This is a genomic window from Lysinibacillus sp. BPa_S21 (assembly GCF_023337795.1).
In the GTDB taxonomy this organism is placed as follows: Bacteria; Bacillota; Bacilli; order Bacillales_A; family Planococcaceae; genus Lysinibacillus.
Genome location: NZ_JALIRS010000004.1, coordinates 304,836 through 329,897 on the forward strand (window position 1 = coordinate 304,836; position 25,062 = coordinate 329,897).

The window sequence follows — 25,062 nt, forward strand, 5'->3', positions numbered from 1 at the left end:
TCTCTCGTATCGATGGGTACCCGCGGAATGGAGCAATACCCGCGCTAAAGGGTGGAATACCCGCGGAACGGAGCAGAATACCCGCGTTTTGTGGTGAAATACCCGCGGAACGGAGCAGAATACCCGCGCTTTGAAGTGAAATACCCGCGAAGTAAATTCTGTCCCCGCGCATCAACTATAAATAAAGGAGGGAAAAGACTATGCCAGCAACATCTATCATGATTCAAGGAACGGCTTCTGATGTAGGGAAAAGTATGATTTGTACGGCGCTATGCCGTATTTTCTCTGATGATGGGCTAAAGGTAGTACCATTTAAATCACAGAATATGGCCCTTAATTCATTTGTCACCCAAGATGGCGGGGAAATTGGCCGTGCGCAGGGTGTACAAGCAGAGGCAGCGCGAGTTGTTGCAACGACGGATATGAATCCGATATTGCTAAAACCGAAGCAGGATATGGTTTCGGAAGTAATCGTTCATGGTAAGCATTTTTTAAATATGGACGCTAAAAGCTATCGCAATCAATTTGTGCAAGAAGCGATGCCAATAGTTGAAAAGTCAGTGCGAACTTTACAAAATACATATGATGTCATTGTCCTTGAAGGAGCGGGAAGCCCGGCAGAAATTAATTTAAAAGACCGTGATATAGCCAATATGCGCATGGCTCATCTAGCAGATGCAGCAGTTGTGCTAGTTGCTGATATTGATCGAGGTGGAGTATTTGCATCGATTGTTGGAACGCTCGCATTACTGGATGAAGAAGAACGTGCACGTGTAAAAGGTCTGATTATTAATAAATTCAGAGGAATGCGTGAGTTACTGGATGATGGCATTGAATGGGTGGAGCGTGAAACAGGAATTCCTGTTCTTGGAGTTGTCCCGTATGTAGAGGTCAATATTGAGGCTGAGGATTCACTAGCATTATCTTCATTACGCTTTAAAAAGCCAAAGCCTGGAGAGTTTGCAGTGGATGTGGCCATGATTCGCTTGCCACGTATTTCAAACTTTACAGATGTTGATCCATTTTTCGATGAGCCAGAAGTTGGTGTCCGTTTAATTGGCAATGTCAATGAGCTAGGTACACCCGACTTACTTATACTACCTGGAACAAAAAGTACAATGGATGATTTAGCATGGTTAAAGTCACAAGGCTTCGATCAAGCGATTGCTGAATTACGCGCAAGAGGGACAAAAATTATTGGGATTTGTGGTGGTTTCCAAATGCTTGGCGAAACGTTATTAGACCCAGATGCTGTAGAAGGAAATGGCGATTCAGCGCAAGGTCTAGCATTATTGCCAATGGAAACTGTATTTGTGGGCGATAAAAAAACTGTTCAAATGACGGGAACAAGAGGGCAGGATACGTTTACTGGCTATGAAATTCATCTTGGGCGTACAAAAATTTTACGTGATGAAGTAACACCATTTTTACAACTGGCAGATGGTCGTGTAGATGGGGCAGTAAGTGCAGATGAACAAGTGGTCGGAACATATTTCCATGGTTTATTCCATAATCGTACCTTTACACGAAAGCTCATCAACGACATTCGCGTGAAAAAGGGCCTTGCTGCTTTACCAAGTGATGTTAAAAGTGACGCAGAACGTAGAGAGGATGCTTACAATATGCTTGCAAAGCATGTGCGTGCGAATCTCGATATGAAAAAAGTATACGAAATCATGAATTTAGAGGTACCTATATGACAAGAAAAGGACCGTTAGCCATTGATTATGAAGCGTTATGGCAGGAAGGTATGAAAGACTGGCATGGCCAAATGCCTGAAAGAATGGTCAATGATCAACTAGAGGAGCAGTTTTGGGCGCAGTCAATCGCCCGAAAAAAGGCTGGACAAACAGATCCATATGCTGCGAAAATTTTTCAAGAAATTAAAAAAAGTATTCAACCCGAGCACTCGGTATTGGAAATTGGCCCTGGCTGGGGCAATTATACGTTTCCGCTAGCAAATCATGCGCGAAAGCTAACTTGTGTAGATAGCTCAGAAAGTATCCTTAGCTACTTAGAAAGTTGCCTGGAGGATAAGCAACACGTTTCTTATATTCATGCAAAATGGGAATGCCTTGCCGATGAAATAGAAGAACACGATATCGTCATCGGGGTCAATTGCTTTTATCGTATGTATGAAATTAAAGCAGCACTTTTCCATATGAATCGTCTAGCTAAAAAGCGCGCAATTATTGGCATGACGACTGGGCCGATTCAACCTCATTATGAAATTTTATACGAAAAGTATGGCTACGATATTAAATTTCCAAGAAGAGATTATATAGAATTTTTAAATTTGCTATATGAAATGGATATTTATGCAGAGTGCAAAATCATACCGTTAGAACGAGTGTATGAATATGACAGCTATGAACAACTTGTCACAACACAGAGTAAAAAAATATTAAATGATACTTTTCATAGAGCACATGTTGAAGAGTCGCTTTTGCCTTTTATTGAGGAAAAGAATGGGCGTTATTATTATCGACATGATTTCCACGCTGCACTCGTATCATGGGAACCGAAATAATTATGAAACCTTTGGACAAAACTAGTGACCAAAGGTTTTTTTTATTGGGAGCGATAGGGTACAATAAAGCGATATAGATATAGAAGTGAGGTGGCATATGTGCAACTACATTTTTTAGGAACAGGCGCAGGAATGCCTTCAAAGGAACGAAATACAAGTGCCCTAATGGTAAAGCTTTTAGATGAAGTGGGGGAAATGTGGCTTTTTGATTGTGGGGAGGCGACCCAACATCAAATTTTGCATACGTCCTTAAAGCCACGTAAAGTAACGAAAATATTCATTACACATTTACATGGTGACCATGTTTTTGGATTACCTGGTTTTTTAAGCTCTCGTTCATTTCAAGGTGGAGATGAGCCATTAACGATATTTGGTCCACAAGGTTTACAGCAATGGATTGAGCAAACGTTAGCCTTGTCAAAAACGCATTTAACCTATCCATTACAATTTGTTGAAGTCCGTGAAGGTGTTATTTATGAAGATGAACATTTCACAGTAAGTGCAAGTGAATTGCGACATGTAGTTCCATGCTTCGGCTATCGAATTGAGCAAAAGGATTTGCCTGGCGAGCTGTTAATAGAAAAAGCACAGGCTCTTGGTGTTCCAAAAGGTCCTTTGTTAGGACAATTAAAAGCTGGGAAAGATATTGAGCTGGAGGATGGCACGATTGTTTATGCAATAGATGTTGTTACTCCGCCGAAAAAAGGCTTTACGCTTACAATATTGGGCGATACAAAATACTGTCCAGAGGCTATTTCATTAGCTAATGGAGCAGATATCGTAATTCATGAAGCGACCTTTGATGGCACGACGACAGATTTAGCAGCAAGCTATGGCCACTCTACAAATATAGAAGCGGCAAAAGTGGCACAACAAGCGGGCGCAAACTATTTACTTCTCAACCATTTAAGTGCGCGTTTTTTACCACATGATTTACCGAAATTTTTAGCGGATGCTCAGGAGATTTTCCCACAAACCTTCCTTACATCCGATCAATCAGTATTTACATGGAATAACAATAGATTAACTTAATCAAAAACACATAAAGTACCTTTTAAATGTAGCGTCATTTAAAAGGTACTTTTTTTATCATTCATGTTTTTAGCCAATTAGAAATTGAAAAGGTGAATGAGGAATAATCACCGATACAATTCAACAATTTGGTTTGCTATATATTCGGAGCTAAAATGAACCCCATTTCTGAGCCACCACATGAGGATCCCAAGTATTGAAGAGGCGAGAATATCCATTGATAGAGTACTATCAGCGCCTTCACTTTTACGTTGTACGACAATCAAGTCCGTTAATGTCATATGCATTTTTTTTATGAAACCAGGGTGCTCAAATAGCACAGCTAAAATTTTTCGATGCTTATAAAAGTAATCTAAAAACGTGATTAATTGTTCTTGATTATTTAAATTATCAATTTGTAAAGTTGGAGACATTTTCGACAACAGGTCGTCGAAAATGTCGTAAACTACTTGCTTTAATAAATCATTAATATCGATAAAATGTAAATAAAATGTTGCTCGATTTAGCTCGGCACGTTGGGCTATTTTTTGTACAGTAAGTTTCGAAATATCTGGATTTTCGATTAATATTTCTACGACAGCTTCTTTAAATACCCGTTTAGAGCGAATAGCTCGTGGGTCTTGCTTTTTTTGTGTAGTCAATTTAATTCTCCTTTATCTATCTATTAAATACAAATTTAATGAATAGTATTTTTAATTTTGTTGTTTAATTGACACTTCTTGAAAAATTGTAAATAGGAATCAAAAAATAAACGTGTTATTATCTATTTTATTGACATAGTGTTAATAAAACAAGTAGAAAGAGGAAGAATGTAATGTCAGAATCGATAAATAAAAAAGTACTATTAACAGTTTTAATTTTCGGGTGTTTTTTATCTACACTAAATCAAACGCTGTTAAACGTTGCATTAAGTAATTTAATGGACGTATTTTCCGTTTCTGCGACAACTGTTCAGTGGTTAGCTACTGGTTTTATGTTAGTAAATGGGGTGCTAGTCCCTATTACAGCATATTTAATGAAACGTTTTTCAACACGCCAATTATTTATAAGTTCAATGCTGTTTTTATTAGTAGGATCTATTTTTTGTGCAGTAGCTCCAAACTTCACCACTTTATTAATAGGTCGTATGATTCAAGCGGTTGGAGCAGGAATTATTATGCCATTGCTAATGAGCATTGTGATGTTTATTTTCCCTCCTGAAAAAAGAGGCAGTATGATGGGGTTAATTGGGCTTGCTATGATTTTCGCTCCAGCCATTGCACCAACATTAGCAGGTTTTGTAATAGATTATTATTCATGGCGTTGGTTATTTATCGGAATTATTCCATTTGTTGTGATCGTTATATTCATGGCAATGAAATATTTAATTAATGTTTCAGAAACAGCTAACACGAAGTTAGATATAATGAGTGTTATTTTATCAACAATTGGCTTCGGTCTTATTTTGTATGGTTTTAGTAATGCAGGAAGCCATGGTTGGGATGATAAAGTTGTCATAAGTACTATACTTGTAGGGATCATGACTACGGCAATCTTCTGTCTTCGTCAAATGAAATCTTCTGATCCACTTCTTAACTTATCCGTTTTTAACAATAAATTATTTACGCTAACATCTATCATTAATATTATTGTCACAATGATGATGTATGCAGATATGATTTTATTACCGATATATTTACAAAATGGAAGAGGGTTTAAGGCATTAGATGCTGGCTTATTATTATTACCGGGTGCTCTTGTAAATGCTTTTATGTCTCCAGTGACAGGAAAAATGTATGACCGCTTTGGTGCAAAGCCGTTATTTATTACAGGTTTGATTTTTGTCATTCCTTCCATGTGGGTTGTAACAGATTTAACAGAAACAACAGCCTTTAGTTTTTTAATGATACGTACCATTTTTCTACGAATAGGGCTGAGTTTTATCACAATGCCATTGAACACAGCTGGTTTGAATGCCTTACCGAAGACACTTGTTACACATGGTACAGCAGTGAATAATACATTACGCCAAATCGCAGGTGCCATTGGATCGGCAGTAGTTATTACAATTTTTACAGCACAAACAACAAACCATGCGAAAACATTGTTAGCCGAAACACCAAATGCTACGGCTGAAGGTATTCGCAAACTGGCTTCCATCTTAGGTTCAAGTGATGCTTATTATTTCATGACAATCTTAGCGATACTTGCATTTGTTTTAACTTTATTTGTGCCATCTAAAAAAAGATTAAATAATAGTTTGTAAATATATCAACAAATTATTATTGGAAGAGGAATTATTGAAAAGGATTAATTTACATTTTTTGTATTCATCCTTTTGTCGACAAGCTGAAGAGCCTTGCTACAATTATGTAGCAAGGCTCTTATTTTTATCATTAACGTACATTGTCTCGACCTATTAAGTGAAAAAGATCATGTAGGAAAAGTTGTATTACAAAGATTTAGAATATTAGAGAAAAATAATGCGGTTAATAGTAGAGTTTCGTATAATTGACTAAAGGGGAGTGGTTTTATATGAATCAGCAAAAGGTGCCGCCAGCACTAGCGCGTTTAATAGTTATTTTTCCAAATGTGTTGAGTTATTTATTATTATTTGGACTTATCTTTTTTGTTATCTCAAATTATGACACGTTAAAGGCTACGGACAACTTAACGGTTTGGCTTATTTTTATTTTTGTACTTGCACCAGCTGCTGCTTATACGACATTTAGCATTATTAAGAAAATTCGTACAGGGCAAATGTAAGCTAAATGACAACACGTGTATTCGTTAAATCATCTAATGGCTACACGTGTTTTTTAATTTCATTTTGATAAGTAAATTAAATTTTCGGAATCATTTTTTTCAGAAAGAAGACTGAATGAAACCTCAAGCGAATAAAATAATTTCAATAAGAGAAACTAAAAAATAAATACATAATAAATTTGAAAAGTGGGGTGTTTTTTGTGGATCCAACTAATTGCGATTTTTCGCCAATGAAACAAACATTGAAGGAAGAGCTTTTGCAAGTTATTAATTCATTACAGCAAAGTGTAGAAGCAATGGATACCGATGCAAACTGTCTTCTTGGGAATTTTGAAAAAATTAAAGAGAAGTTTTTAACGATTGAAATGAAAGCTGCAACATTTTATTTAAATTGCTATCTTTCCCCGTTTACTGAAAAATATCCTGAGCTTTCGCAATGCGTACAAAACATGTCGAAAAGAAGACACGGTGGACTAATTGTGATTGAACGAGAGGATTCTCTGGCATCACTTTTACAGCCTGGTATTCATATTGGTGCAGAAGTAACGCATTCCTTATTAGAATCTATTTTTTTTCCTGGAAATCCGCTTCATGATGGTGCAGTTTTAGTTAGCCAAAATCTAATTCAGTCAGCAGCCAATGTACTGCCACTTTCAGACAGATATACGGGGGAAAAGAAATTAGGCACAAGACATCGAGCGGCATTAGGGTTAAGCGAAGTAAGTGATGCGCTTGTTATGGTAGTGTCTGAAGAAACAGGGAGAATTTCTTTTGCCTTTAAAGGAAACTTATATCCGGTTACAACGCATGGCATTATCTAGTGTGAGGCTTCACACTAGATAATATCTCGAATTCAAGATATTTTTCTTGCTTGTTTATCACTTGCGTAGTAAAGTGATAAATGAGAGGGGGAGAAAGCGATGCGAAAACATACACTTGGATCACTGACATGGATTCGAATGATGCGCTTTACCAATCAAAGTAACCAGCTATCCAATGAGTTTTTAAAGCGCTTTGACTTAACGACTGCGCAATTTGATGTCCTCATACAAATAAAGACATATGCACCGTTAACGCAATTACAGCTAGCAGAGAAAGTGACAGTGACGCAAGGTGGTATATCTCGGATGCTTGCTCGTCTTGAAAAAGAGGGACTTATTGAACGTAAGCAACATTGGAAGACCAAAACAATCTCACTGACAGCAAAAGGCGAGCAGGTGATTGATGAGGCAACACCAAGTCAGCTACAATTCCAATCTTCATTTTTTGAAGAAGTATTAACAGAAGATGAAATGAAAACTTTAAATACACTAATGTCAAAATTAGAGAAGCATAGCCGTGAAAAAAAACTACCACCAGCGTGATTTTTTTTTACAACATCACTTGCTTAGTCAAGTGAAAATAAGGAGGAAACATTTATGAACAAATTAAGCGGACATCACCATATATCAATGCTAACAAAAAACGGCAAACGTAATAATGATTTTTATACAAAAATTCTTGGCTTACGTCGTGTGAAAAAGACTGTCAACCAAGATTCACCTTCTATGTATCATTTATTTTATGGAGACTTAACTGGAGCTGCAGGTACAGAATTAACATTTTTTGAAATGCCCGTAGCAGGACGAACAGTTCGAGGAACTAATGCTATTACACGTATTGGCTTATTAGTGCCGAACTATGACAGTCTGCAATATTGGAAAAATCGCTTTCAAAAATTAGAGGTTGAACATAGTGAGATTACAACTTATGCAGGTAAAGATGCATTGTTTTTTGAGGATCATGAAGGATTACGAATGGTGCTTTTAAACAATCATGGTCACGAAACACCTGCTCATTGGCAACCATGGGATGGCTCCGAAATCCCTGCGGAACATCGCATTTTAGGGATGGGTACAGTTGAAATAACAGTTCGCTACTTGCAACGGACAGTAAGCTTATTAAAAGAGCTATTTAGCTACACAGTCGTAGCAGAAAATGAAAAAGAAGCGGTGTTGCAATCCATTTCTGGTGAAGTACTTGGAGAAGTCGTCGTGAAAGAATTAGAAGGGCCAAGTGAGAAACCTGGTCGTGGAAGTATTCATCATCTTGCACTACGTGTTGGAACATTGGAAGAATTACAAGAATGGGATGCCAAAATTAAGGAGCAGGGCTTTGATAGCACTGGCATTGTAGATCGTTATTATTTCCAAAGTCTTTATTTTAGAGACCGAAATGGCATTTTATTTGAAATGGCCACAGATGGACCAGGGTTTACTGTTGATTCGGCAGTAGAGGATCTTGGTAAGGAACTTGATCTTCCGCCATTTTTAGAAGAAAGACGTGCAGAAATCGAAGCTAATTTAGAACCATTAGATTAAGGAGAGGTTTAATCATGGAAAAATACCGCATTGATCAATCGAAAGGCATCGAATTTGGCCTCTATTCATTAGGGGATCATATTCCAAATCCATTAACAGGTGAACGAATTTCAGCTCAGCAACGAATCCAAGAGCTAGTTGAAGTAAGTCAGCTTGCAGAACAAGCAGGTATTGATGTGTTTGGTGTGGGTGAAAGTCATCAATCGTACTTTACTACACAGGCACATACGGTTGTTTTAGGGGCGATCGCACAAGCTACATCAACAATTAAATTAACAAGCTCTGCGACGGTACTAAGCGTTTCTGATCCAGTACGTGTATATGAAGATTTTGCAACGATTGATTTACTTTCAGATGGACGTGCAGAAATAGTAGCTGGTCGTGGCTCTCGAGTAGGTGCATATCAATTACTAGGCATTGATTTAAAGGACTATGAAGACATTTTTGAAGAAAAATTAGCGCTACTGAAAAAAATAAATGACAATGAGCTTGTTACTTGGGAAGGGCAATTCCGTGCGCCACTTCACAATGCGCAAATTTTGCCGCAACCTAAAAATGGCTCGTTCCCAATTTGGCGAGCTGTCGGTGGCCCTCCTGCTAGTGCCATTAAAGCAGGCTATATGGGCATTCCAATGATGTTAACGACATTAGGTGGTCCCGCTGTAAACTTTAAGCCATCAGTTGATGCCTACAGAGAAGCAGCGGAGCGAAGTGGTTTTGATCCGAAAGAGTTACCAATTGCTACAGCAAGCCTATTTTACGTTGCGGATACGACGCAAGAGGCACTAGAAGGGATGTACCCACATTTAAATGGTGGATTCCAAGCAATTCGTGGCGCTGGTTATCCAAAGCAACAATTTGCGGAAGCGCCAGATACACAAGATGCCTTAATGGTTGGAAGTAAAGAACAAATTATTGAAAAATTACTATATCAATACGAGCTCTATGGTATGCAACGATTTATGGCACAAATTGATTTTGGCGGTGTACCATTCGATAAATTAATGAAAAATATCGAAATTATCGGGAACGATATTTTACCTGCGATTAAAAAATATACAGCAAAATAAGGCATAGATAGAAAAGAGAACCATACTTTAATAAATAGAAAATTTAATTTTATTGTAAATGACGCTGCATAAGAAGGCAATCTTACGCAGCGTTTTTTCGTAGCCATTTTTATTTTTAATTGGACCACTTAAACCATCGAGCATGACCATCAGGTCGCTCCATTATACGGATAGATTCTATTTCTCCTTGATCCATAAAATCTTGATGCAGTTGCGTATCAAATAGATTGTTATAACAATGGAATAGAGGTCGTTCCATGCTGATCTCTTTTAATTGCTCCAGTAATTCAAGGCGTAATTCCAGAGGGATTTGGTTTGCCACATGTGTATGATATACAACTAACATCGCATCTTGGTTTATCTCTTTACTAATATCTTTTATCAGTTTAATGGCATCGCCTTTTACCAGTTGTAAATCGAGCTCTTTTAGAATAGGGAGTGCTTGATGTAACAAAAGTCTTCGTTGTTGATGCTCTGGCCAAATTAATGCTTCGAGCCATCGGAGCTCTTCCTCATTATGAATATCAATAGGGTTTAAATCGATGCCTACTCGCTTACAAACAACGGGAGTATTTGTAATGGAAGCTGGGAGCGGTTGTCCTCGATTTTCTGAGGATAAAACAAAATCGCTATTAGAATTATTTATATGAAGCTGTTGATTATAGCAGTAATTATATTGATCCATGCCAAGTTGAAGTCCTGCACTTGCACCGATTTCTATGAAGGCTAAAGGTTTTTTGTGGCGTTCATAAATTTCGGTCATCATCGGATAAAGGTAAGAACAACGACGAATTTCATTTGTCTGAACAAGTTTTTCTTGAAATAAAGTCTTCAATTCGTCTGAATGTGACAAGACGAATGCTTTAAAAACTGGGTACACTTCATTTAATGCTTTGGGTGTTGTCGTTAGAGATGGATAAAAATGCACTAATTCGTCCTCTGATGATGACAGCAAATACTGAACACCAGCTAATAGTAAATTAGGTACAGGTTGTCCTTGAGGAATAAATGTCGCAATGTTTAATAGTTCATCATCATCAGCAATCTTAATCGCTAAATGTTCATACAACGGACTTGAATTTTCGCATTCATTTTTTGCAAAAGTACGGAATTGATTACTTAATTTAGCTAACATACGATTCTCCCCTTTGTGTGTAAAAGTAAATGGATCTTATTTTAGTTTATTATTGTTGGATAATTTAGTAAATTAAATATAGATAATGAAGTTGATTAAAAACATTAATTGAAGGGGACGAGGAGATATTGGATTATAAATGGTTACAGTCTTTTGTAGTAGCAGCTAAATCTAGTAATTTTAGAGTGGCAGCAGAAGAACTACATTTATCGCAGCCAAGTATCACAGTTCATATTCATCAGTTAGAACAATTTTTGAATGTTAAATTATTTAAACGTGAAAAAAACCGTGTGCAATTAACGGAGGCAGGGCACCTTTTTCTCATGGAAGCTCAGCAAATTATCCATCAATGGGATAAAAGTATTGAACGTTTTCAGTTAGCGACAAAAGGAATTGAAGAAAAGTTAGTTATTGCAATGACTCCTTTAATGGTGGAAACGATATTACCTCATGTAATTTATCAGTTTATCAATGAACACCCGTCCATTGAAATATCGATTCTAGTGGAGGATTCAGCAAAAATTGAGGATCTAATCAATCGTGATAAGGCGCATATTGGTATATCCTTATTGCCAACTCGTTATCGACATTGGCATCAAGAGCTTCTTGTAGAAAGTACTTTAGAATTGGTTATTCCGCTAGATGCTTTCGATGATGAGACAGGAGCTTATATTGATTATGAGGAATTATTTCAAACCTACACGTTATTTACACATCATCATCCGACTATTTGGGAGGATTTATTACATAAATTACAGGAGAAATTTGTAGTTAGAAAGCAAGTGTCCATATCTCAATCTTATGTGGTAAAACGCTTAATAAAAGATGGATTAGGTATGTCATTTTTACCGCGGATGATTGTTAGAAGAGAACGTATGGAGGGGCGCTTTAATATCGTTCCCTTCGATGAAATAGCTTTACCAAGTGTTCCTGTATACCTTTTTTATAAGGATTCGGTAAAGGTTCCTGAAGAGTTAGTTTGTTTATTTCAAACGAGGGATTATTTGTGATTATCGTTAACAATTTCGTATTGTTTATTTAGGTCATATCTTTATTAATGGTTCATATCAAAAGTAGGGAAGTCAGTAGGGAAGTCATTTTGTAATCTATGCTATGTAAAGTTGATTGGAGTGGAGGCTGGGCTACTTCAGGAAAGCGCCCCAATCGGAACGGAAATCAACTCACGTTATGATGATAGCTATTAAAATTATTTAATGTTGACTAACATAAAGTTTTATATACTATGAATAGGGATATTTTAACAAAGGTGTGATGGTATTGAGAATTTTAATGGTTGAGGATCATGAAGATGTAAATGCAATGTTAACAGAGTTATTTGAGCAAGCAGATTATCAGGTGACAAGTGTGATGGATGGGGTAGCAGGTCAGCGGGCATTTATGCAAAATGAGTTTGATCTTGTGCTTCTTGATATTATGCTTCCCTATAAAAGTGGGGATGAATTGCTAAAGGAAATTCGCGCTATTTCGGATGTACCTGTTGTTATGATTTCAGCTAAAGATTTAGTATCAACAAAAATTGATTTGCTTCGATTAGGAGCGGACGATTATATTACGAAACCTTTTGACCTTGGTGAGGTTCTTGCCCGTATTGAATCGATCTTACGTCGTGTTAAAAAACAAGCTACACCAATGAAGCAGCTACAATTCAAAGATATAGTATTGGATGATGTCGCTAAGCGAGTGACAGTGAGTGGTGAAGAGGTCTTGCTAACGGCAAAGGAATATTCATTGCTCGAATTGTTTATGACAAACAAAGAGAAAGTATTCACGAAAGCAAATTTGTATGAATCGATCTGGCAAGAAGAATACTTAGGGGATGAACATATTATTAAAATCCATATTAGTAATCTACGTCAAAAATTAAAGGCAAAAAATCCACAGGTGGATTATATCGAGACGCTTCGAGGGCTTGGCTATCGTTTACGTCCATAAATTATTCGAAATCTATACGCCATCTTTACTTTATCTATACCTTTCATGAGTAATCTATGAATATGAAAGGGAGGTGCTTAGTATGGGTGAAACCATATTAAAAACGAATCAATTAACTAAAATATATAAAAAACAACCAGTACTTCACGACGTATCAATTGAATTAAAAGAGGGTCGTATTTATGGACTTATTGGTGAAAATGGTGCGGGTAAATCAACCTTAATGAAGATTATTTCAGGGATTAGTTTTCAAACAGAAGGGTCATTTGAGTTATTTGGAAAATCATCTGACAAGGAAATACAGCAGCAACGAAAACGTATTGCCAGCATGATTGAACAACCGGCGATTAGCCCTGATATGACGGCAAAAGGTAATCTTAAATATCATCGTTACATGCGAGGGATCCCGAACGAGGAGCTTGAAGATGAAATATTACAATTGGTTGGATTGACGGGTACAAACAACAAGAAAGCGAAGCATTTTTCATTAGGAATGAAACAACGATTAGGCATTGCTATTGCATTATTAACTAATCCAGAGCTATTGATTTTAGATGAACCGGTAAATGGGCTAGATCCACAAGGTGTTGTGGAAATTCGTCAGCTTTTAACACGCCTTTGTGAAGAGCGACAGATGACGATATTAATTTCAAGTCATAATTTACCGGAACTTTATTTAACAACGACTGATTATATCATTATTCATAAAGGGAAAATTATGAAACAAATGACTCAACAACAGCTTGATGAAGAATGTAGACATTATATTCGCATTGGTTGTACAGCTCCAGAACAATGTGTACATGTATTAGAAGCAGTTCTTAAAACACAAAACTTTCAAGTCATGCCTAATAAAACGATTAAATTGTATGATTTCTTAGAAGACCTCGGAGATGTATCAACAGCGTTATTTGAAAATGGGATAACGCTTACCGAATTTAGTCTACAAGGAGATACATTAGAGAACTACTTCCTAACGTTAATTGGAGGTGAGCAACATGTTTAATTTAGTACGTGCTTACCTCTATAAAACAACTAAATCTAAAATATTTTGGGTCTTACTGGCTCTTACAACATGTTCTGCAATAGCAATGTTTAGTATTGCCTATGGTATCGGCAATAAGTCAATCAATGAAAACATCAGTAATATTGGTTTTTTATTATCTGATATGAATATGATGTCAATAGTAGGTGCAGTACTTGCCACGACACTTATTTGTTCAGATTTTGACACAAAAAATATCCATCATCCTATTATAAGTGGGTTTGCAAGAATCCAAATTATCATAAGTAAAGCGATTGTTTACTGGTTATTACTACTTGTTCTTGTAAGTCCGTATATCATCGTAACTATAATTGGTTTATCAATGGACAGCACGTTTAGTATGGGGAGGAATGCAGCAGGTTTTTTAAGCATTCTAACATTGACTACTAGTGGTAGCTTTGGCGAATACGTAACAATAATGATCACAATGACAATGGTCTATCTTGCCCAGTTAACGATTTGTATTTTACTTGCCTTTGTCTTAAGAAAATCCGTTCTTGTCGTAGCTGCGTATTATATGATGTCCATGTTCTTTGGACAGGTAGCGAGCTTCCAGAATTCATTTGAGATAATGAATAACATATTATCCTTTACACCATATTCAGTGGAGTTCATTACGATTAATGTAAGCATGAGTAAAGGTGATATAATTTCGGCCGTTTCCATTTGTGTAATCTTTATAATAGTAGTTTTGTATTTAACATTCATGACATTTAGAAAAGCAGAAATCAGGTAAGGGGATGTAGGGAATGTGGTTTGTGGCAATTGTAATCATTGTAGGATTACTATTTTATATTTTTTATCTACAAAGGCAACTACGATTGATGAACGTACAATTGTCACAACGTCTACATGAGCAATATACGCAACCAATTAGCGTAGAGCTATTAAACAAAGAAGTAAATCAACTAGTGGCCAATATAAATCGCATATTATTAGAATCACAAAAATCAAGGTCGTATATTAAACGGGAAGAAAAATACTTTAAGGAAATGATTTCAAACATTTCTCATGATTTTCGTACGCCTCTTACGGCAATAAAGGGCTATCAACAAATGCTTTTAAAAGAACCCTTAACAGAAAAGCAGCTTACAAAGCTTGAAATTTCACAAAAACATGTTGGAAGACTAGAGCAATTAGTAGAAACATTTTTTGAATATTCCTATTTGCACAGTAATGAAGATCAACCTAAAAAAAATCGTATCAATATATCCAATATTGTATTTGAAGAAATTGCTGGTGCCTTTGCGCAATTTGAACAACAAGGAATAGCCGTCAACTTACCTAAATTCGAGCCTCTCATCATTAATTCTGATGAAGAAATGCTTTTACGTATTGTGCAAAACTTAGTACGAAATAGCATCATGCATGCTCAAGGTGATGTAACTATTAAGTTGTGGCTAGAAGAGGAATATGCATATATCTGTTTTCAAAATCCGATTGACGAAAATATTCAACTAAATCCTAACCAGCTTTTCGATCGATTTTATACAACAGACAATTCCAGACGTAAAAACACTGGTTTAGGGCTATCTATAGTTAAGCTGCTAGCAGAAAAATTAGGTGGAAGTGCCACGGCCAAAATAGAAGGTGGCATGATTGAGTTTTTAGTGAGTTTAAAAAAGAATATGTAATAGTAGTAGCCAAGAAGCTTATTGCATCTTGGCTATTACTATTACATATAACGTTTATAACAATGTTATTTCCAATGTGGAAATATAAAACTTTTTATGGTAATTATAGTATGTTTAGGGGTGATTATGTTGGTAGCGATTAATCGCCCTACTTGATAAGAAAGGGTGTTAGTAAGATGATTGTTGAGAGCTGTCTGTTCTCAACAATGTGACCTATGATAAACTCGGATTATCAGAATCTTACAATTGATTGTCAAAGCGTTTTTCCGTTAAAGGGTACTTAACGGACTTGGAAGACTAAAATTAAATTATTGGAGGTTGAGTAATTTGAATAAGTATGGTCAGGATTTATTTAAAGGTTCAGCAATCTATTATTCTAAATACAGACCTATGTATCCTTCTTCTCTAATAAGGTTCTTGGTAGAAAAATTCTCTTTGAATGGGGAGCAGAACCTACTTGATTTAGGATGTGGTACAGGACAACTTACAATGAGATTTTCGGATTGGTGTAATAAAATAGTTGGAATAGACACTGAGCCAGAAATGATTAATGAAGCAAAACGTCTTCATCAAGAGGTAAGAATGGGGCAAATACATTGGTTTAATGGAAAACTAGAACAATATAAAGCACAACACAATGAACAATTTAATCTCGTAATCATAGCAAAAGCCTTTCATTGGATGGATAGACCAAAGGTTTTAGATGAACTATTCAATATGGTTACTGATGGTGGTGGAGTAGCTATTATTGATAACTATGACCCAAACCAATCGTTAACTGAATGGCAAGAAAAAACAAATGAAATCATAGAAAAATGGTACGGGAAAGATAGAAGAGCTGGTAAGGCTACCTATACTCATCCCATTATGAGTCATGAAGAAGTACTGTCAAATTCAAAATTTAATGTTGAGATACACAATTTACCTACATACGAAATAACTTGGACCATCGAGTCAATACTCGGAAATCTATATTCCACATCTTATGGTTCTAAACTTTTTCTTGGAAATAACATCGAGCTATTTGAACGTGAGCTTAGAGAAGCCCTGCTTGATATTTCTAACTCTGGAGAGTTTAAAGAAAAATTAACATTATCAGTAAAGCTCGGTATAAAGAATTGTTAGCCTTGTTCCATAAAAGGGGCTTTAATTAAAGGTGGTAATTCTGAGAAATGAAGTTCCCGTTATTTATTTTAATAAATTAACAGTATTATTTAACATAGGCTTAAGAAAAAGAAAGAGCCACAGCAATTGAAAAATTGTGAGCAAAGTATGTTCGCATTCATCAATGAAGAAGTGTAAGAGACGTTAGTGAAGGCAAGAGATGGAGAAAAAACAATAACCGATTTATTGAATGAAAACAGCTTGTTAACATACATCAACAAGCTGTTTTTTATTTTGTGATGATTAGCAAGTGTGCACTTTGTTTTTTACCAGCCACGTACGTATTGCACTGGAGGTTGAACTTCTTCACCTAATTCCTTGGCAGCATGAAGTGGCCAATAGGGCTCCCGTAGAAGAACACGTGCTAAGAAAATTAAGTCGGCACGATTGTTTTGCAAAATTTCTTCTGCTTGAATAGCTGTCGTAATTAGGCCGACTGTGCCTGTTGGGATATCAGCACCATGTTTAATCGCTTCAGCATGAGGCACTTGGTAGCCTGGAAAAACATTTATATGAGCTTGCACGACACCACCTGTAGAAACATCCACTAAATCAACACCCTGCGATTTCATCCAGCGACTAAAGACGATAAAGTCATCCATTGTTGTCCCATCTTCTGCATAGTCTTCAGCAGAAACACGCACAAGTAAAGGACCTTCCCAAACACTACGTATAGCATCGATGACTTGACGTAATAATCGATAACGATTTTCCACGGAGCCACCGTATTGGTCGTTGCGCTTATTCGTTGCTGGTGATAAAAATTCACTTATTAGATAGCCGTGTGCTCCATGGATTTCAAGAACATCAAAGCCTGCTTTAGCTGCCCGGACAGCTGCTTGTTTAAATGCTTCGACAACATATTCAATATCTTTTAATGTCATTTCCGTTGGCGTTTTAAAAGCATCGCTAAAAGCAATGGCTGATGGCGCAAATATTTCTCCATCAACAGTTGCTTTACGTCCAGCGTGTGCGAGCTGGATGCCAGTTTTTGCTCCGTAAGCCTTCATTCCTTGAACTAATTGACGTAAACCTTCGATATGAGCATCATCCCAAATTCCAAGATCTTTACTAGATATACGACCTTCTGGTACAACACCTGTCGCTTCGACAATGATTAAACCAACTTGACCAGCAGCCCGCGTTGCATAATGTACTTGGTGGAATGGTGTGACAAGCCCATCATCCTGCGCTGAGTACATACACATCGGTGCCATGACAACACGATTTTTTAAATTGATATTTTGTAATTGATAAGGTTCAAATAATTTTGCCAAAATAAAGCCCCCTAATCCCTAGTGATACACCCTATTTTGCACCCATTATTTACTATTTGCAAGTGAACGAGATCGAGCTTCTGCTTCTTTAATGCATGCTTCTATCGCTTCATTAAATTGATATTGTTCAAGAGCCTTTATTCCAGCTTCTGTTGTACCACCTGGACTTGTGACTTTACGGCGTAAGACATCAGGCTCATCGACGGATTGCTTCAGCATTTCCGCAGTACCAGCAAGAGTTTGCGTCATTAAAAGTCGTACTGTATCCTTCGAGAGACCCACCTTTGTACCAACTCGTTCAAATGCCTCCATTAAATAATAAATATAAGCTGGGCCACTCCCTGAAAGAGCCGTTACAGCATGTAATTGATCCTCATCTACCTCAATAACTGAACCGACCGCCTCTAGAAGCTGTAAGAAAGTGGAGCGCTGTTCGGTAGTCACTTTATCATTAAAGGCAATTCCACTTGCAGACATCCCAATAGTTGCAGAAGTGTTAGGCATAACGCGTGCGACTGGGCGAGCACCTAAATGTTCTGTAATAGTAGTAATCGCGATACCGGCTAAAATAGAAAGAACGGCTGAGTGCTCTGCTATTTTAGGTTTTAGTTCACGCATCGCTGCAACGGCATCCTTAGGCTTCATCGCTAAAATGATTAAATCAGCGCGCTGATAAATATCATGGTCAATATGGCCATTTACACCATACGTGTCATGCAAAAACGCTAAACGTTCCTTGTCTGAGCGATTGGTGACGTAAATTTCTTGTGCTGTAAATACTTTTTCTTTTATCCAACCCTGAATCAAGGCCTCTGCCATAGAGCCTGCACCTATAAATAGTATTTTTTTCACGATAAAACCTCCAGTTCTCAAAATCAATTTCGCCTTGGCGTAATTGTAGCTGCCGCTTCGCTTTCGCTACAGAAAACATTTGTAGCTGCCGCTTCGCTTTCGCTACAGAAAACATTTGTAGCTGCCGCTTCGCTTTCGCTACAGAAAACATTTGTAGCTGAATAAAGATAAAAAAAGCGCTCTCGTCCTTATAATGAAGGACGAAAACGCTTTTGTTTCCGCGGTACCACCTTTGTTTGCCAATTGGCACAACTTATAGCCCTTTTATCGCAAGGGAAACGGTTATGTTTTCATAACTGCTCAGAAGTAGGTTCGGTAATGGGAGCGGGTGATGTTACTTTCAGCAAATGTAACACTCTCTAAGACACCTTCACCAATTACGTACTTGGCTTCATCAACGCATAAAAATAATTAGATTATTCAAAATTATATTGATAATACATTAACCTGTCAACAGAAGGGTGACGAAAAGAAGAAAAACTTGTAAAATAGAATGAATCGGTATTCACTAGTTGCATAAAAGGGGGAAACAGCTTTTGTCTATATACAAAATAGAAATACCAACACCCTATGACGTAGGAGATGTGAATGCATTTGTTGTCAAAGGCGATGCGTTGACAATTTTTGATGTTGGTCCAAAAACAATGGAAGCCTATGATGCGCTTAAATGGGGTATTCGCGCAGCGGGCTTTGACATGCGAGATATTGAACAGGTTGTGTTAACCCATCATCATCCAGATCATGCAGGTTGGGTGGATGCCTTTCCAAACGCAGAAATTTTAGGGCATGCCTATAACGATAAATGGCTTCGTCATGACGACGATTTTTTACGTTACCATGTACAGTTTTACAGTGAACGCTTATTTGAGCACGGTGTTCCTCAAGAATATATTCAGCCGAGTGTACATGTCCGCCGTGAAATAGAGCTTGTAGGTGAACGACCATTAACACAAATCCTTAACGATGGGGATGAAGTGCCAGGACATCCAGGATTAACGGCTATTGAAACATTAGGGCATGCACAAAGTCACTTAATCTTCTGGGATGAAAAAACGCATGATGTAATCGGTGGAGATTTATTGCTTGAAAAAATAACGCCAAACCCGTTAATTGAGCCACCACTAGACCGTACATTAGGACGTACGAAATCGTTACTACAATATAATGAATCGCTAGAAATATTACGACGGTTACCAGTTAAAACAATGTATACAGGACATGGTGCAGAGTTGCAGAATATTCCTGATTTAATTGATAAACGATTACAACGCCAGCATCAGCAAGCTTTGAAGGTTTGCGAATTATTTGGTGACGAAGCATTAACTGCTGTACAAGTAACGAAGCGCTTTTACCCAGCAATTTTCCAACGTCAACTTGGTCTGACACTGTCTAAAACGCTCGGTTATTTAGATTACTTAGAGGCCAACAATTTGATTACATCTACAAAAACGGAAGAAGGTATTTATTTATTTCATAGAAAGTAGGTGTAAACATGCGCGTGAATAAAAAGACAATCTTTGTGACAGGTGCAACAAGTGGTGTTGGACTGAAAATAACAGAATTATTAGTAGCACAAGGTCATACAGTTTATGCAACAGGACGCAATACGGTGGCATTGAAAGCATTAGAGCGCGTAGGTGCTAACGTGATTCAAGCAGATTTAACGAATGTAGCTACTATAGATGAAGTATGCGCACAGCTACCTCCGCTCGATGTAGCTATTTTATCTGCCGGGGTAGGTAAATTCGGTATGGCACCTGAATTATCAGATGAAGCGATTAAACAAATGGTAGAACTAAATGTCAGTGTACCGATGTATTTAGCAAAACGTCTAGCAGCGCCTATGATACAACGTCAGCAAGGGCAGCTCATCTTCATCGGCTCACAGGCAGGAAAGGTAGCGACACCGAAGGCTAGTGTTTATGCAGCAACAAAGCATGCGATTGTTGGCTTTACGAATGGACTTCGCATGGAGCTAGCTCCTTATCATGTGAAAGTCACTGCGATTCATCCAGGTCCAATTGATACACCATTTTTAGATAAGGCAAGTGATGAAAGTGGCTATCGCGAGTCTTTAGGAAGGTTTTTATTAACCGCTGAAGAAGTGGCACGCGCGACGATAAAAACAATCGAGCGCCCTGTACGAGAGGTTAATTTACCACGAATCATGGGGTTATCAAGTAAACTTTATGCAATCGCACCTGCAACCGTTGAATTTTTAGGGAAATCATTTTTTAATAAAAAATAGGTATTTAACTGTAAGCATATTCGGGTAAAAATCGAGTATGCTTACAGTTTTTTTATTTTTAAAAATCCATTTCGTTGACAAAATCATTTATTTTCATTAATATTTAAGTTAGATAAAATATTAAGAAGAATAAATATTGTTTTAATTGAAAAGGTTTTTGTTAGGTGAATTATTTGTTTAGTTTTGGAATTAACATATTTGAAATTTTATAGGAAGAAAATTAAACGATAAAGTGGGTGCAAAAATGGCTAAAAAGAAAAAAGATTGGATATTTAGAATTGGAGTAGTAGATGTGGATAAGGATCCTGAAGTAAAAGAAATAACGAAAGAGTTGGATGGAATTATTGATAATGTTGGGGAGATAGTTAATTCATTTAGGACAACTGAAACAATAAAAAATGAAAATAAGTAGTCAAAACACTTCGTTTGGTTAATATTTAAGTTAACTAAAATATTAAGGTTGGTAAAAATGACTGAGAAAATTAAGCAAATTGTAGATGACATTAATCAATATACTTATGAAATGAATGTAAAATTAGCGAAGGCTCAAGAAGCTCTATTTACAGATGATTTATCGATGAAACAAACGCTGGTCATTGATTTTGTACACAAGCATAAGAAGTGTACAATGGGCGAAATCGCTCACTATATGGAAATCTCCCCGAGTGCAGTGAGTCAAATAGTATCGAGACTTGAAAAAGAAAACTATTTAAAACGCGATATTAACCCTAACAATCGCAGAGAAGTGGTTGTTATGTTGGCTGAAAATGGAGATGCGTATTATCATCGCGATGAGCAAATTAATGAACTCATTATTGAAAAGATTTATAGCAAAATGCCGGTGGAAGATTTAGAACAATTGCGTAGCTTAATCCAGCGCTTAAATCGAATTGTTGAGGAGGAAATTTCAAATGGATTGGAATAAAGTGAAAGAACAGCTTGATGATACGTTTAATGGTACTGTGTTGCTTGCACAAGATGAGACCATTTTATTACAAGGTGCCTATGGCGAAGCTTCGATTCAAACACACGCACCTATGGAACTCCATCAACGTTTTAACTTAGCATCAGTATCAAAACCAATCACAGCATTGGGCATTTTACTTTTAGTACAAGAAAAGAAATTATCATTTGATGATGATATTCATCAATGGTTCGATCATTTCCCTTACTCAAATATTACTGTACGTCACTTATTACATCATACATCAGGTTTACCTGATTATATGGCATTGTTTTCAAATTGGGATGAAACAACAGCTGCTACAAATGAAGACGCGTTACAGCTACTAATTCAATATGCACCACCGCGACTTTTTGAATCAGGTGAGCGAATGGAATACAGCAATACAGGTTACGTCTTACTAGCTCTTTTAATCGAGCGTGTGACCAATAAAAGCTATTCTGAATATATGGATGAAGCTATTTTTCAACCATTAAATATGATAAACACAACGGTAACATCAACTACTTTTACTGAACAATATACGAATGAAATTGCACAGGGCTATGTGTATGATGTGTATGCCGGACAACACGTGGACCCTTCAGAATTTGAGGAAACGAAAGGTACTACTTGTTTGAACTATATTACTGGCGATGGTGGAATCTATTCAACGGTAGAGGACTTATGGAAATTAGGGCGTGCTGTTATGCAGGCACAGCTGTGGGATGAAGCTTTACTTGAGCAAGCCTTTACACCTTCAACTCTTACAGTAGACCAGCCTTTTTCTTACGGGATGGGATGGATTATTTCCGAGGATGAACAACTTGGAAAATGTATATGGCACAACGGAGGATGGCCGGGGTATGCAACAACCTTTAAAATTTATCCGCAATCTAAGACGGTCTTTGTATTTTTACGCAGTAAAGAGCAAGAAATAGATTATGAGATAGCTATCGGCGAAGCGATTGAAAAAGTATTAACGACACATGAATTCCATTTGCCGAAAAGGCCTGAGCAATATAAAGCTGTACATTTACCAATTGAAGTTTTACAAAGCTATGAAGGTAAATACCAACTCCAGGAGCATCCTGAACATGCTGTGGAAATAGCGTTACAAGAGGATCATCGCTTATATATTTTCCTGCCAGCTACAATGCCACTTGAGTTACATGCGATGAAAGTGGATGAATTTTTCCTACGTGGTTTAGGTGTCCTTGTAACGATTAAGCAAGACATATTAACCGTTATCAATGACGATCAAAAAACGATCGCTAGAAAAATAAACGACCACGTGCTTAAAGGAAAATAACATTTATACGCCTTTTTAATTTGAGAACAAATAGAACCGTTAGCTATCATTAATTCATAGATTTGTAGACGAAAGCTTTATACTTTGCATAAAGCTGAAATGTAAAAAGAAGACAAAGATACTATCGTTCAATCATTAAAGAATTTAAAATTCCATCGCACTTCAAAAAAAGAGTTACTTTGATTGTGGATATCGAAAGATGGTATTTACAACTTATATTTACGGCAACGGCAAAACAATCATTTTTACAACTAAAGATGAAGATGTAGGTTATTTCATAAACTACGAAATGAGGAATAGCGATTTCTACGAATTTATAGAGAGTCTAATAAAAAGAGAAAGATAATAAAAAAATACTTTAGTAAGATTTCTTTTCTTCTTCAACTAACCGGGGCATTTATCAGAGATCATTGAGTTGCATATGCAGCTCTTTTTTTTTATTGAACTAACGGAGTAAGTAGAAACTAGAAAAAAGCTTTGCAAATGTTAAAATACCTGCAACAGGTAGTATTCATCGACTTTATAGTAGGAAAACAATTATAAAGTAAACAAAATTTGAGGAGGTATTGTAGTGAACCAACACAAAGTGATAATTACTTCGTATAATCCCAAATACGCTGAACAAACAGTGGACATGTGGCGAAATAGTAAGGAACAGGCTATTGGTCAGAAAGAAAGTCACAGCTTTGAAAGTCACGTTTATTTTTTAAATCATATATTATCTGAACAGTTCCAAATAGATTTAGCGTTAATTGATGAAAAAGTAGTTGGAATGATTGCCTATAATGAAAGGGAAATAAGCCAACTATATATTCATATAGATTATCAAGGAATTGGGATAGGTCATACATTACTTGATAAAGTTAAAGCACAATCAAGTGGGAGATTAACATTATATACATTCGAAGTAAATGAAAATGCACAACGATTTTATGAAAAACAAGGATTTGAAATCATAGGGAGAGGGCATGAAAATGAAGAAAATTTAGCTGATATTCAATATGAATGGATATCCAAATAAATGTTTATTAGGTGTGATTGTGGTAAAAAACTATAGTTCTTCTTCAACTATCGGAGAGCTTAAGTTGAAGAAGATAGTCAAGGCAGAAGCAACAATCTTTGAGAAAAAAAGCCTTATTTATTGCTCAGAATATTAGATGAACCAATTGAGCGTACCCTTTCAAATGTATAAATTAATCAAGGTGATTAAAGCCAAACCAGTGGAAAGCGCCAACGAAGAGTTAAAAACCAACCTTTGCTTATTTATACACATTAAATTAATATTGACCTTTTTGTAGACATAAGAACTCATTTTACGCAATGGGTTCTTTTTAATAGCGTTTAAAAACAATAAATTATAGAGACATGCCAGAAACACATGCTATGTGAATCAGTTGATTGGAGTGGAGACTGGGCGACTCCTTGGGGATTAGCGATAGGGGAACGAAGGCTAAGAGCATCACATCCTGTGATAACGCCTTCGTGACCAAAATCGTGTTTGCCCAAGCGGCTCATCGGACGCCCCCAGGAAGCTTTGCTCTGTGCGAAAGCGAAGCGTCAGCTACAAAGCGCCCAGTCGGAACGGAAATCAACCCCTCATTTTGCAAAAGAGCCATTTACTCCCGAAATTTATACTATATATATTCAAGTTATAAGTAAAAAATCGTTTTTCCGAGTAAAAATATACATAGTTCGCACAAGCACTTAAAGTATTGGAATGACACACTTTTTACAATAAACATAAAAGTCTATTAATTTATAA

Annotated in this window: 25 protein-coding genes; 21 read left to right on the forward strand and 4 right to left on the reverse strand. The window is 36.8% G+C overall.

What is annotated here, in order from left to right:
* Positions 1-200: 200 nt before the first annotated feature.
* From MOK21_RS09890 to rnz, 3 genes are all read left to right on the forward strand, one after another.
* Positions 201-1,700, forward strand: coding sequence for a cobyric acid synthase (locus MOK21_RS09890; protein WP_249073764.1), 1,500 nt, complete (start codon positions 201-203; stop codon positions 1,698-1,700).
* Positions 1,697-2,530, forward strand: a complete 834-nt coding sequence (locus tag MOK21_RS09895) for a class I SAM-dependent methyltransferase (RefSeq protein WP_249073765.1) — start codon at positions 1,697-1,699, stop codon at positions 2,528-2,530. The genes MOK21_RS09890 and MOK21_RS09895 overlap by 4 nt, the downstream gene beginning before the upstream one ends.
* 99 nt (positions 2,531-2,629) lie before the next feature.
* Positions 2,630-3,562 carry a ribonuclease Z gene (rnz, locus tag MOK21_RS09900; protein ID WP_249073766.1) on the forward strand — a complete coding sequence of 311 codons (933 nt, stop codon included), beginning with the start codon at positions 2,630-2,632 and terminating at the stop codon, positions 3,560-3,562.
* A gap of 107 nt (positions 3,563-3,669) precedes the next feature.
* Here the strand turns inward: rnz and MOK21_RS09905 are convergent, their stop codons facing one another.
* Positions 3,670-4,203, reverse strand: coding sequence for a TetR/AcrR family transcriptional regulator (locus MOK21_RS09905; RefSeq protein ID WP_249073767.1), 534 nt, complete (start codon positions 4,201-4,203; stop codon positions 3,670-3,672).
* 173 nt (positions 4,204-4,376) lie between these two features.
* Between MOK21_RS09905 and MOK21_RS09910 the strand changes: the two genes are divergently transcribed.
* The 6 genes from MOK21_RS09910 to MOK21_RS09935 all read left to right on the forward strand — a co-directional run bounded on the left by MOK21_RS09910 (position 4,377) and on the right by MOK21_RS09935 (position 9,737).
* On the forward strand, positions 4,377-5,807 hold the full coding sequence (locus MOK21_RS09910) for a DHA2 family efflux MFS transporter permease subunit (protein WP_249073768.1): 1,431 nt from the start codon (positions 4,377-4,379) through the stop codon (positions 5,805-5,807).
* Positions 5,808-6,076: 269 nt separating this feature from the next.
* Positions 6,077-6,307 carry an acyl-phosphate glycerol 3-phosphate acyltransferase gene (locus MOK21_RS09915; RefSeq protein WP_249073769.1) on the forward strand — a complete coding sequence of 77 codons (231 nt, stop codon included), beginning with the start codon at positions 6,077-6,079 and terminating at the stop codon, positions 6,305-6,307.
* A 200-nt stretch (positions 6,308-6,507) separates the two neighbouring features.
* Entirely contained in the window at positions 6,508-7,128 is a 621-nt protein-coding gene (cdaS, locus tag MOK21_RS09920) for a sporulation-specific diadenylate cyclase CdaS (protein WP_249073770.1), read from the forward strand.
* A 99-nt stretch (positions 7,129-7,227) separates the two neighbouring features.
* On the forward strand, positions 7,228-7,671 hold the full coding sequence (locus MOK21_RS09925) for a MarR family winged helix-turn-helix transcriptional regulator (RefSeq protein WP_249073771.1): 444 nt from the start codon (positions 7,228-7,230) through the stop codon (positions 7,669-7,671).
* A gap of 54 nt (positions 7,672-7,725) precedes the next feature.
* Positions 7,726-8,667 carry a ring-cleaving dioxygenase gene (locus MOK21_RS09930; RefSeq protein ID WP_249073772.1) on the forward strand — a complete coding sequence of 314 codons (942 nt, stop codon included), beginning with the start codon at positions 7,726-7,728 and terminating at the stop codon, positions 8,665-8,667.
* A 14-nt stretch (positions 8,668-8,681) separates the two neighbouring features.
* Entirely contained in the window at positions 8,682-9,737 is a 1,056-nt protein-coding gene (locus MOK21_RS09935; protein ID WP_249073773.1) for an LLM class flavin-dependent oxidoreductase, read from the forward strand.
* A gap of 115 nt (positions 9,738-9,852) precedes the next feature.
* Here the strand turns inward: MOK21_RS09935 and MOK21_RS09940 are convergent, their stop codons facing one another.
* Complete coding sequence (locus tag MOK21_RS09940) at positions 9,853-10,872, reverse strand: DUF2332 domain-containing protein (RefSeq protein ID WP_249073774.1); 1,020 nt, start codon at positions 10,870-10,872, stop codon at positions 9,853-9,855.
* Between the two features lie 128 nt (positions 10,873-11,000).
* Between MOK21_RS09940 and MOK21_RS09945 the strand changes: the two genes are divergently transcribed.
* The 6 genes from MOK21_RS09945 to MOK21_RS09970 all read left to right on the forward strand — a co-directional run bounded on the left by MOK21_RS09945 (position 11,001) and on the right by MOK21_RS09970 (position 16,629).
* Positions 11,001-11,882: a LysR family transcriptional regulator gene (locus tag MOK21_RS09945; RefSeq protein ID WP_249073775.1), complete on the forward strand. Its 882-nt coding sequence runs from the start codon at positions 11,001-11,003 to the stop codon at positions 11,880-11,882.
* A 268-nt stretch (positions 11,883-12,150) separates the two neighbouring features.
* A complete protein-coding gene (locus tag MOK21_RS09950; protein WP_374110136.1) occupies positions 12,151-12,825 on the forward strand; it encodes a response regulator transcription factor in 675 nt (224 codons plus the stop codon).
* Positions 12,826-12,907: 82 nt separating this feature from the next.
* Complete coding sequence (locus MOK21_RS09955; protein ID WP_249073777.1) at positions 12,908-13,831, forward strand: ABC transporter ATP-binding protein; 924 nt, start codon at positions 12,908-12,910, stop codon at positions 13,829-13,831.
* The gene (locus MOK21_RS09960; protein ID WP_249073778.1) at positions 13,824-14,606 is read left to right on the forward strand and encodes a hypothetical protein; all 783 of its coding nucleotides are present in this window, start codon (positions 13,824-13,826) and stop codon (positions 14,604-14,606) included. Before MOK21_RS09955 ends, MOK21_RS09960 begins: the two co-directional genes overlap by 8 nt.
* Before the next feature lie 13 nt (positions 14,607-14,619).
* On the forward strand, positions 14,620-15,504 hold the full coding sequence (locus tag MOK21_RS09965; protein WP_249073779.1) for a sensor histidine kinase: 885 nt from the start codon (positions 14,620-14,622) through the stop codon (positions 15,502-15,504).
* Between the two features lie 327 nt (positions 15,505-15,831).
* Complete coding sequence (locus MOK21_RS09970; protein WP_249073780.1) at positions 15,832-16,629, forward strand: class I SAM-dependent methyltransferase; 798 nt, start codon at positions 15,832-15,834, stop codon at positions 16,627-16,629.
* 305 nt (positions 16,630-16,934) lie between these two features.
* Here MOK21_RS09970 and namA read toward each other — a convergent pair whose 3' ends face one another.
* Positions 16,935-17,945, reverse strand: coding sequence for an NADPH dehydrogenase NamA (gene namA, locus MOK21_RS09975; protein ID WP_249073781.1), 1,011 nt, complete (start codon positions 17,943-17,945; stop codon positions 16,935-16,937).
* Between the two features lie 45 nt (positions 17,946-17,990).
* Entirely contained in the window at positions 17,991-18,797 is an 807-nt protein-coding gene (gene proC / locus MOK21_RS09980) for a pyrroline-5-carboxylate reductase (protein ID WP_249073782.1), read from the reverse strand.
* A gap of 536 nt (positions 18,798-19,333) precedes the next feature.
* Between proC and MOK21_RS09985 the strand changes: the two genes are divergently transcribed.
* From MOK21_RS09985 to MOK21_RS10010, 6 genes are all read left to right on the forward strand, one after another.
* The gene (locus tag MOK21_RS09985) at positions 19,334-20,281 is read left to right on the forward strand and encodes an MBL fold metallo-hydrolase (protein ID WP_249073783.1); all 948 of its coding nucleotides are present in this window, start codon (positions 19,334-19,336) and stop codon (positions 20,279-20,281) included.
* Positions 20,282-20,289: 8 nt separating this feature from the next.
* Complete coding sequence (locus tag MOK21_RS09990) at positions 20,290-21,045, forward strand: SDR family NAD(P)-dependent oxidoreductase (protein WP_249073784.1); 756 nt, start codon at positions 20,290-20,292, stop codon at positions 21,043-21,045.
* Between the two features lie 244 nt (positions 21,046-21,289).
* Entirely contained in the window at positions 21,290-21,457 is a 168-nt protein-coding gene (locus tag MOK21_RS09995; RefSeq protein ID WP_249073785.1) for a hypothetical protein, read from the forward strand.
* Between the two features lie 57 nt (positions 21,458-21,514).
* Positions 21,515-21,970 (forward strand): MarR family winged helix-turn-helix transcriptional regulator, encoded by a 456-nt coding sequence (locus MOK21_RS10000; RefSeq protein ID WP_249073786.1) that lies wholly within the window; start codon positions 21,515-21,517, stop codon positions 21,968-21,970.
* Positions 21,957-23,300, forward strand: a complete 1,344-nt coding sequence (locus MOK21_RS10005; protein ID WP_249073787.1) for a serine hydrolase domain-containing protein — start codon at positions 21,957-21,959, stop codon at positions 23,298-23,300. Before MOK21_RS10000 ends, MOK21_RS10005 begins: the two co-directional genes overlap by 14 nt.
* Positions 23,301-23,871: 571 nt before the next feature.
* Positions 23,872-24,321, forward strand: a complete 450-nt coding sequence (locus MOK21_RS10010; protein WP_249073788.1) for a GNAT family N-acetyltransferase — start codon at positions 23,872-23,874, stop codon at positions 24,319-24,321.
* Positions 24,322-25,062: the final 741 nt, after the last annotated feature.

Bases quoted from the DNA above. Each gene is read 5' to 3' on its own strand.
- MOK21_RS09925 (WP_249073771.1), top strand. From the start codon at position 7,228: ATGCGAAAACATACACTTGGATCACTGACATGGATTCGAATGATGCGC.
- MOK21_RS10005 (WP_249073787.1), top strand. From the start codon at position 21,957: ATGGATTGGAATAAAGTGAAAGAACAGCTTGATGATACGTTTAATGGT.
- MOK21_RS09890 (WP_249073764.1), top strand. From the start codon at position 201: ATGCCAGCAACATCTATCATGATTCAAGGAACGGCTTCTGATGTAGGG.
- MOK21_RS09935 (WP_249073773.1), top strand. From the start codon at position 8,682: ATGGAAAAATACCGCATTGATCAATCGAAAGGCATCGAATTTGGCCTC.
- MOK21_RS09995 (WP_249073785.1), top strand. From the start codon at position 21,290: ATGGCTAAAAAGAAAAAAGATTGGATATTTAGAATTGGAGTAGTAGAT.
- MOK21_RS09990 (WP_249073784.1), top strand. From the start codon at position 20,290: ATGCGCGTGAATAAAAAGACAATCTTTGTGACAGGTGCAACAAGTGGT.
- MOK21_RS09930 (WP_249073772.1), top strand. From the start codon at position 7,726: ATGAACAAATTAAGCGGACATCACCATATATCAATGCTAACAAAAAAC.
- MOK21_RS09940 (WP_249073774.1), bottom strand. From the start codon at position 10,872: ATGTTAGCTAAATTAAGTAATCAATTCCGTACTTTTGCAAAAAATGAA.
- MOK21_RS09895 (WP_249073765.1), top strand. From the start codon at position 1,697: ATGACAAGAAAAGGACCGTTAGCCATTGATTATGAAGCGTTATGGCAG.
- MOK21_RS09965 (WP_249073779.1), top strand. From the start codon at position 14,620: ATGTGGTTTGTGGCAATTGTAATCATTGTAGGATTACTATTTTATATT.
- MOK21_RS09915 (WP_249073769.1), top strand. From the start codon at position 6,077: ATGAATCAGCAAAAGGTGCCGCCAGCACTAGCGCGTTTAATAGTTATT.
- MOK21_RS09955 (WP_249073777.1), top strand. From the start codon at position 12,908: ATGGGTGAAACCATATTAAAAACGAATCAATTAACTAAAATATATAAA.
- MOK21_RS09910 (WP_249073768.1), top strand. From the start codon at position 4,377: ATGTCAGAATCGATAAATAAAAAAGTACTATTAACAGTTTTAATTTTC.
- MOK21_RS10000 (WP_249073786.1), top strand. From the start codon at position 21,515: ATGACTGAGAAAATTAAGCAAATTGTAGATGACATTAATCAATATACT.
- MOK21_RS09960 (WP_249073778.1), top strand. From the start codon at position 13,824: ATGTTTAATTTAGTACGTGCTTACCTCTATAAAACAACTAAATCTAAA.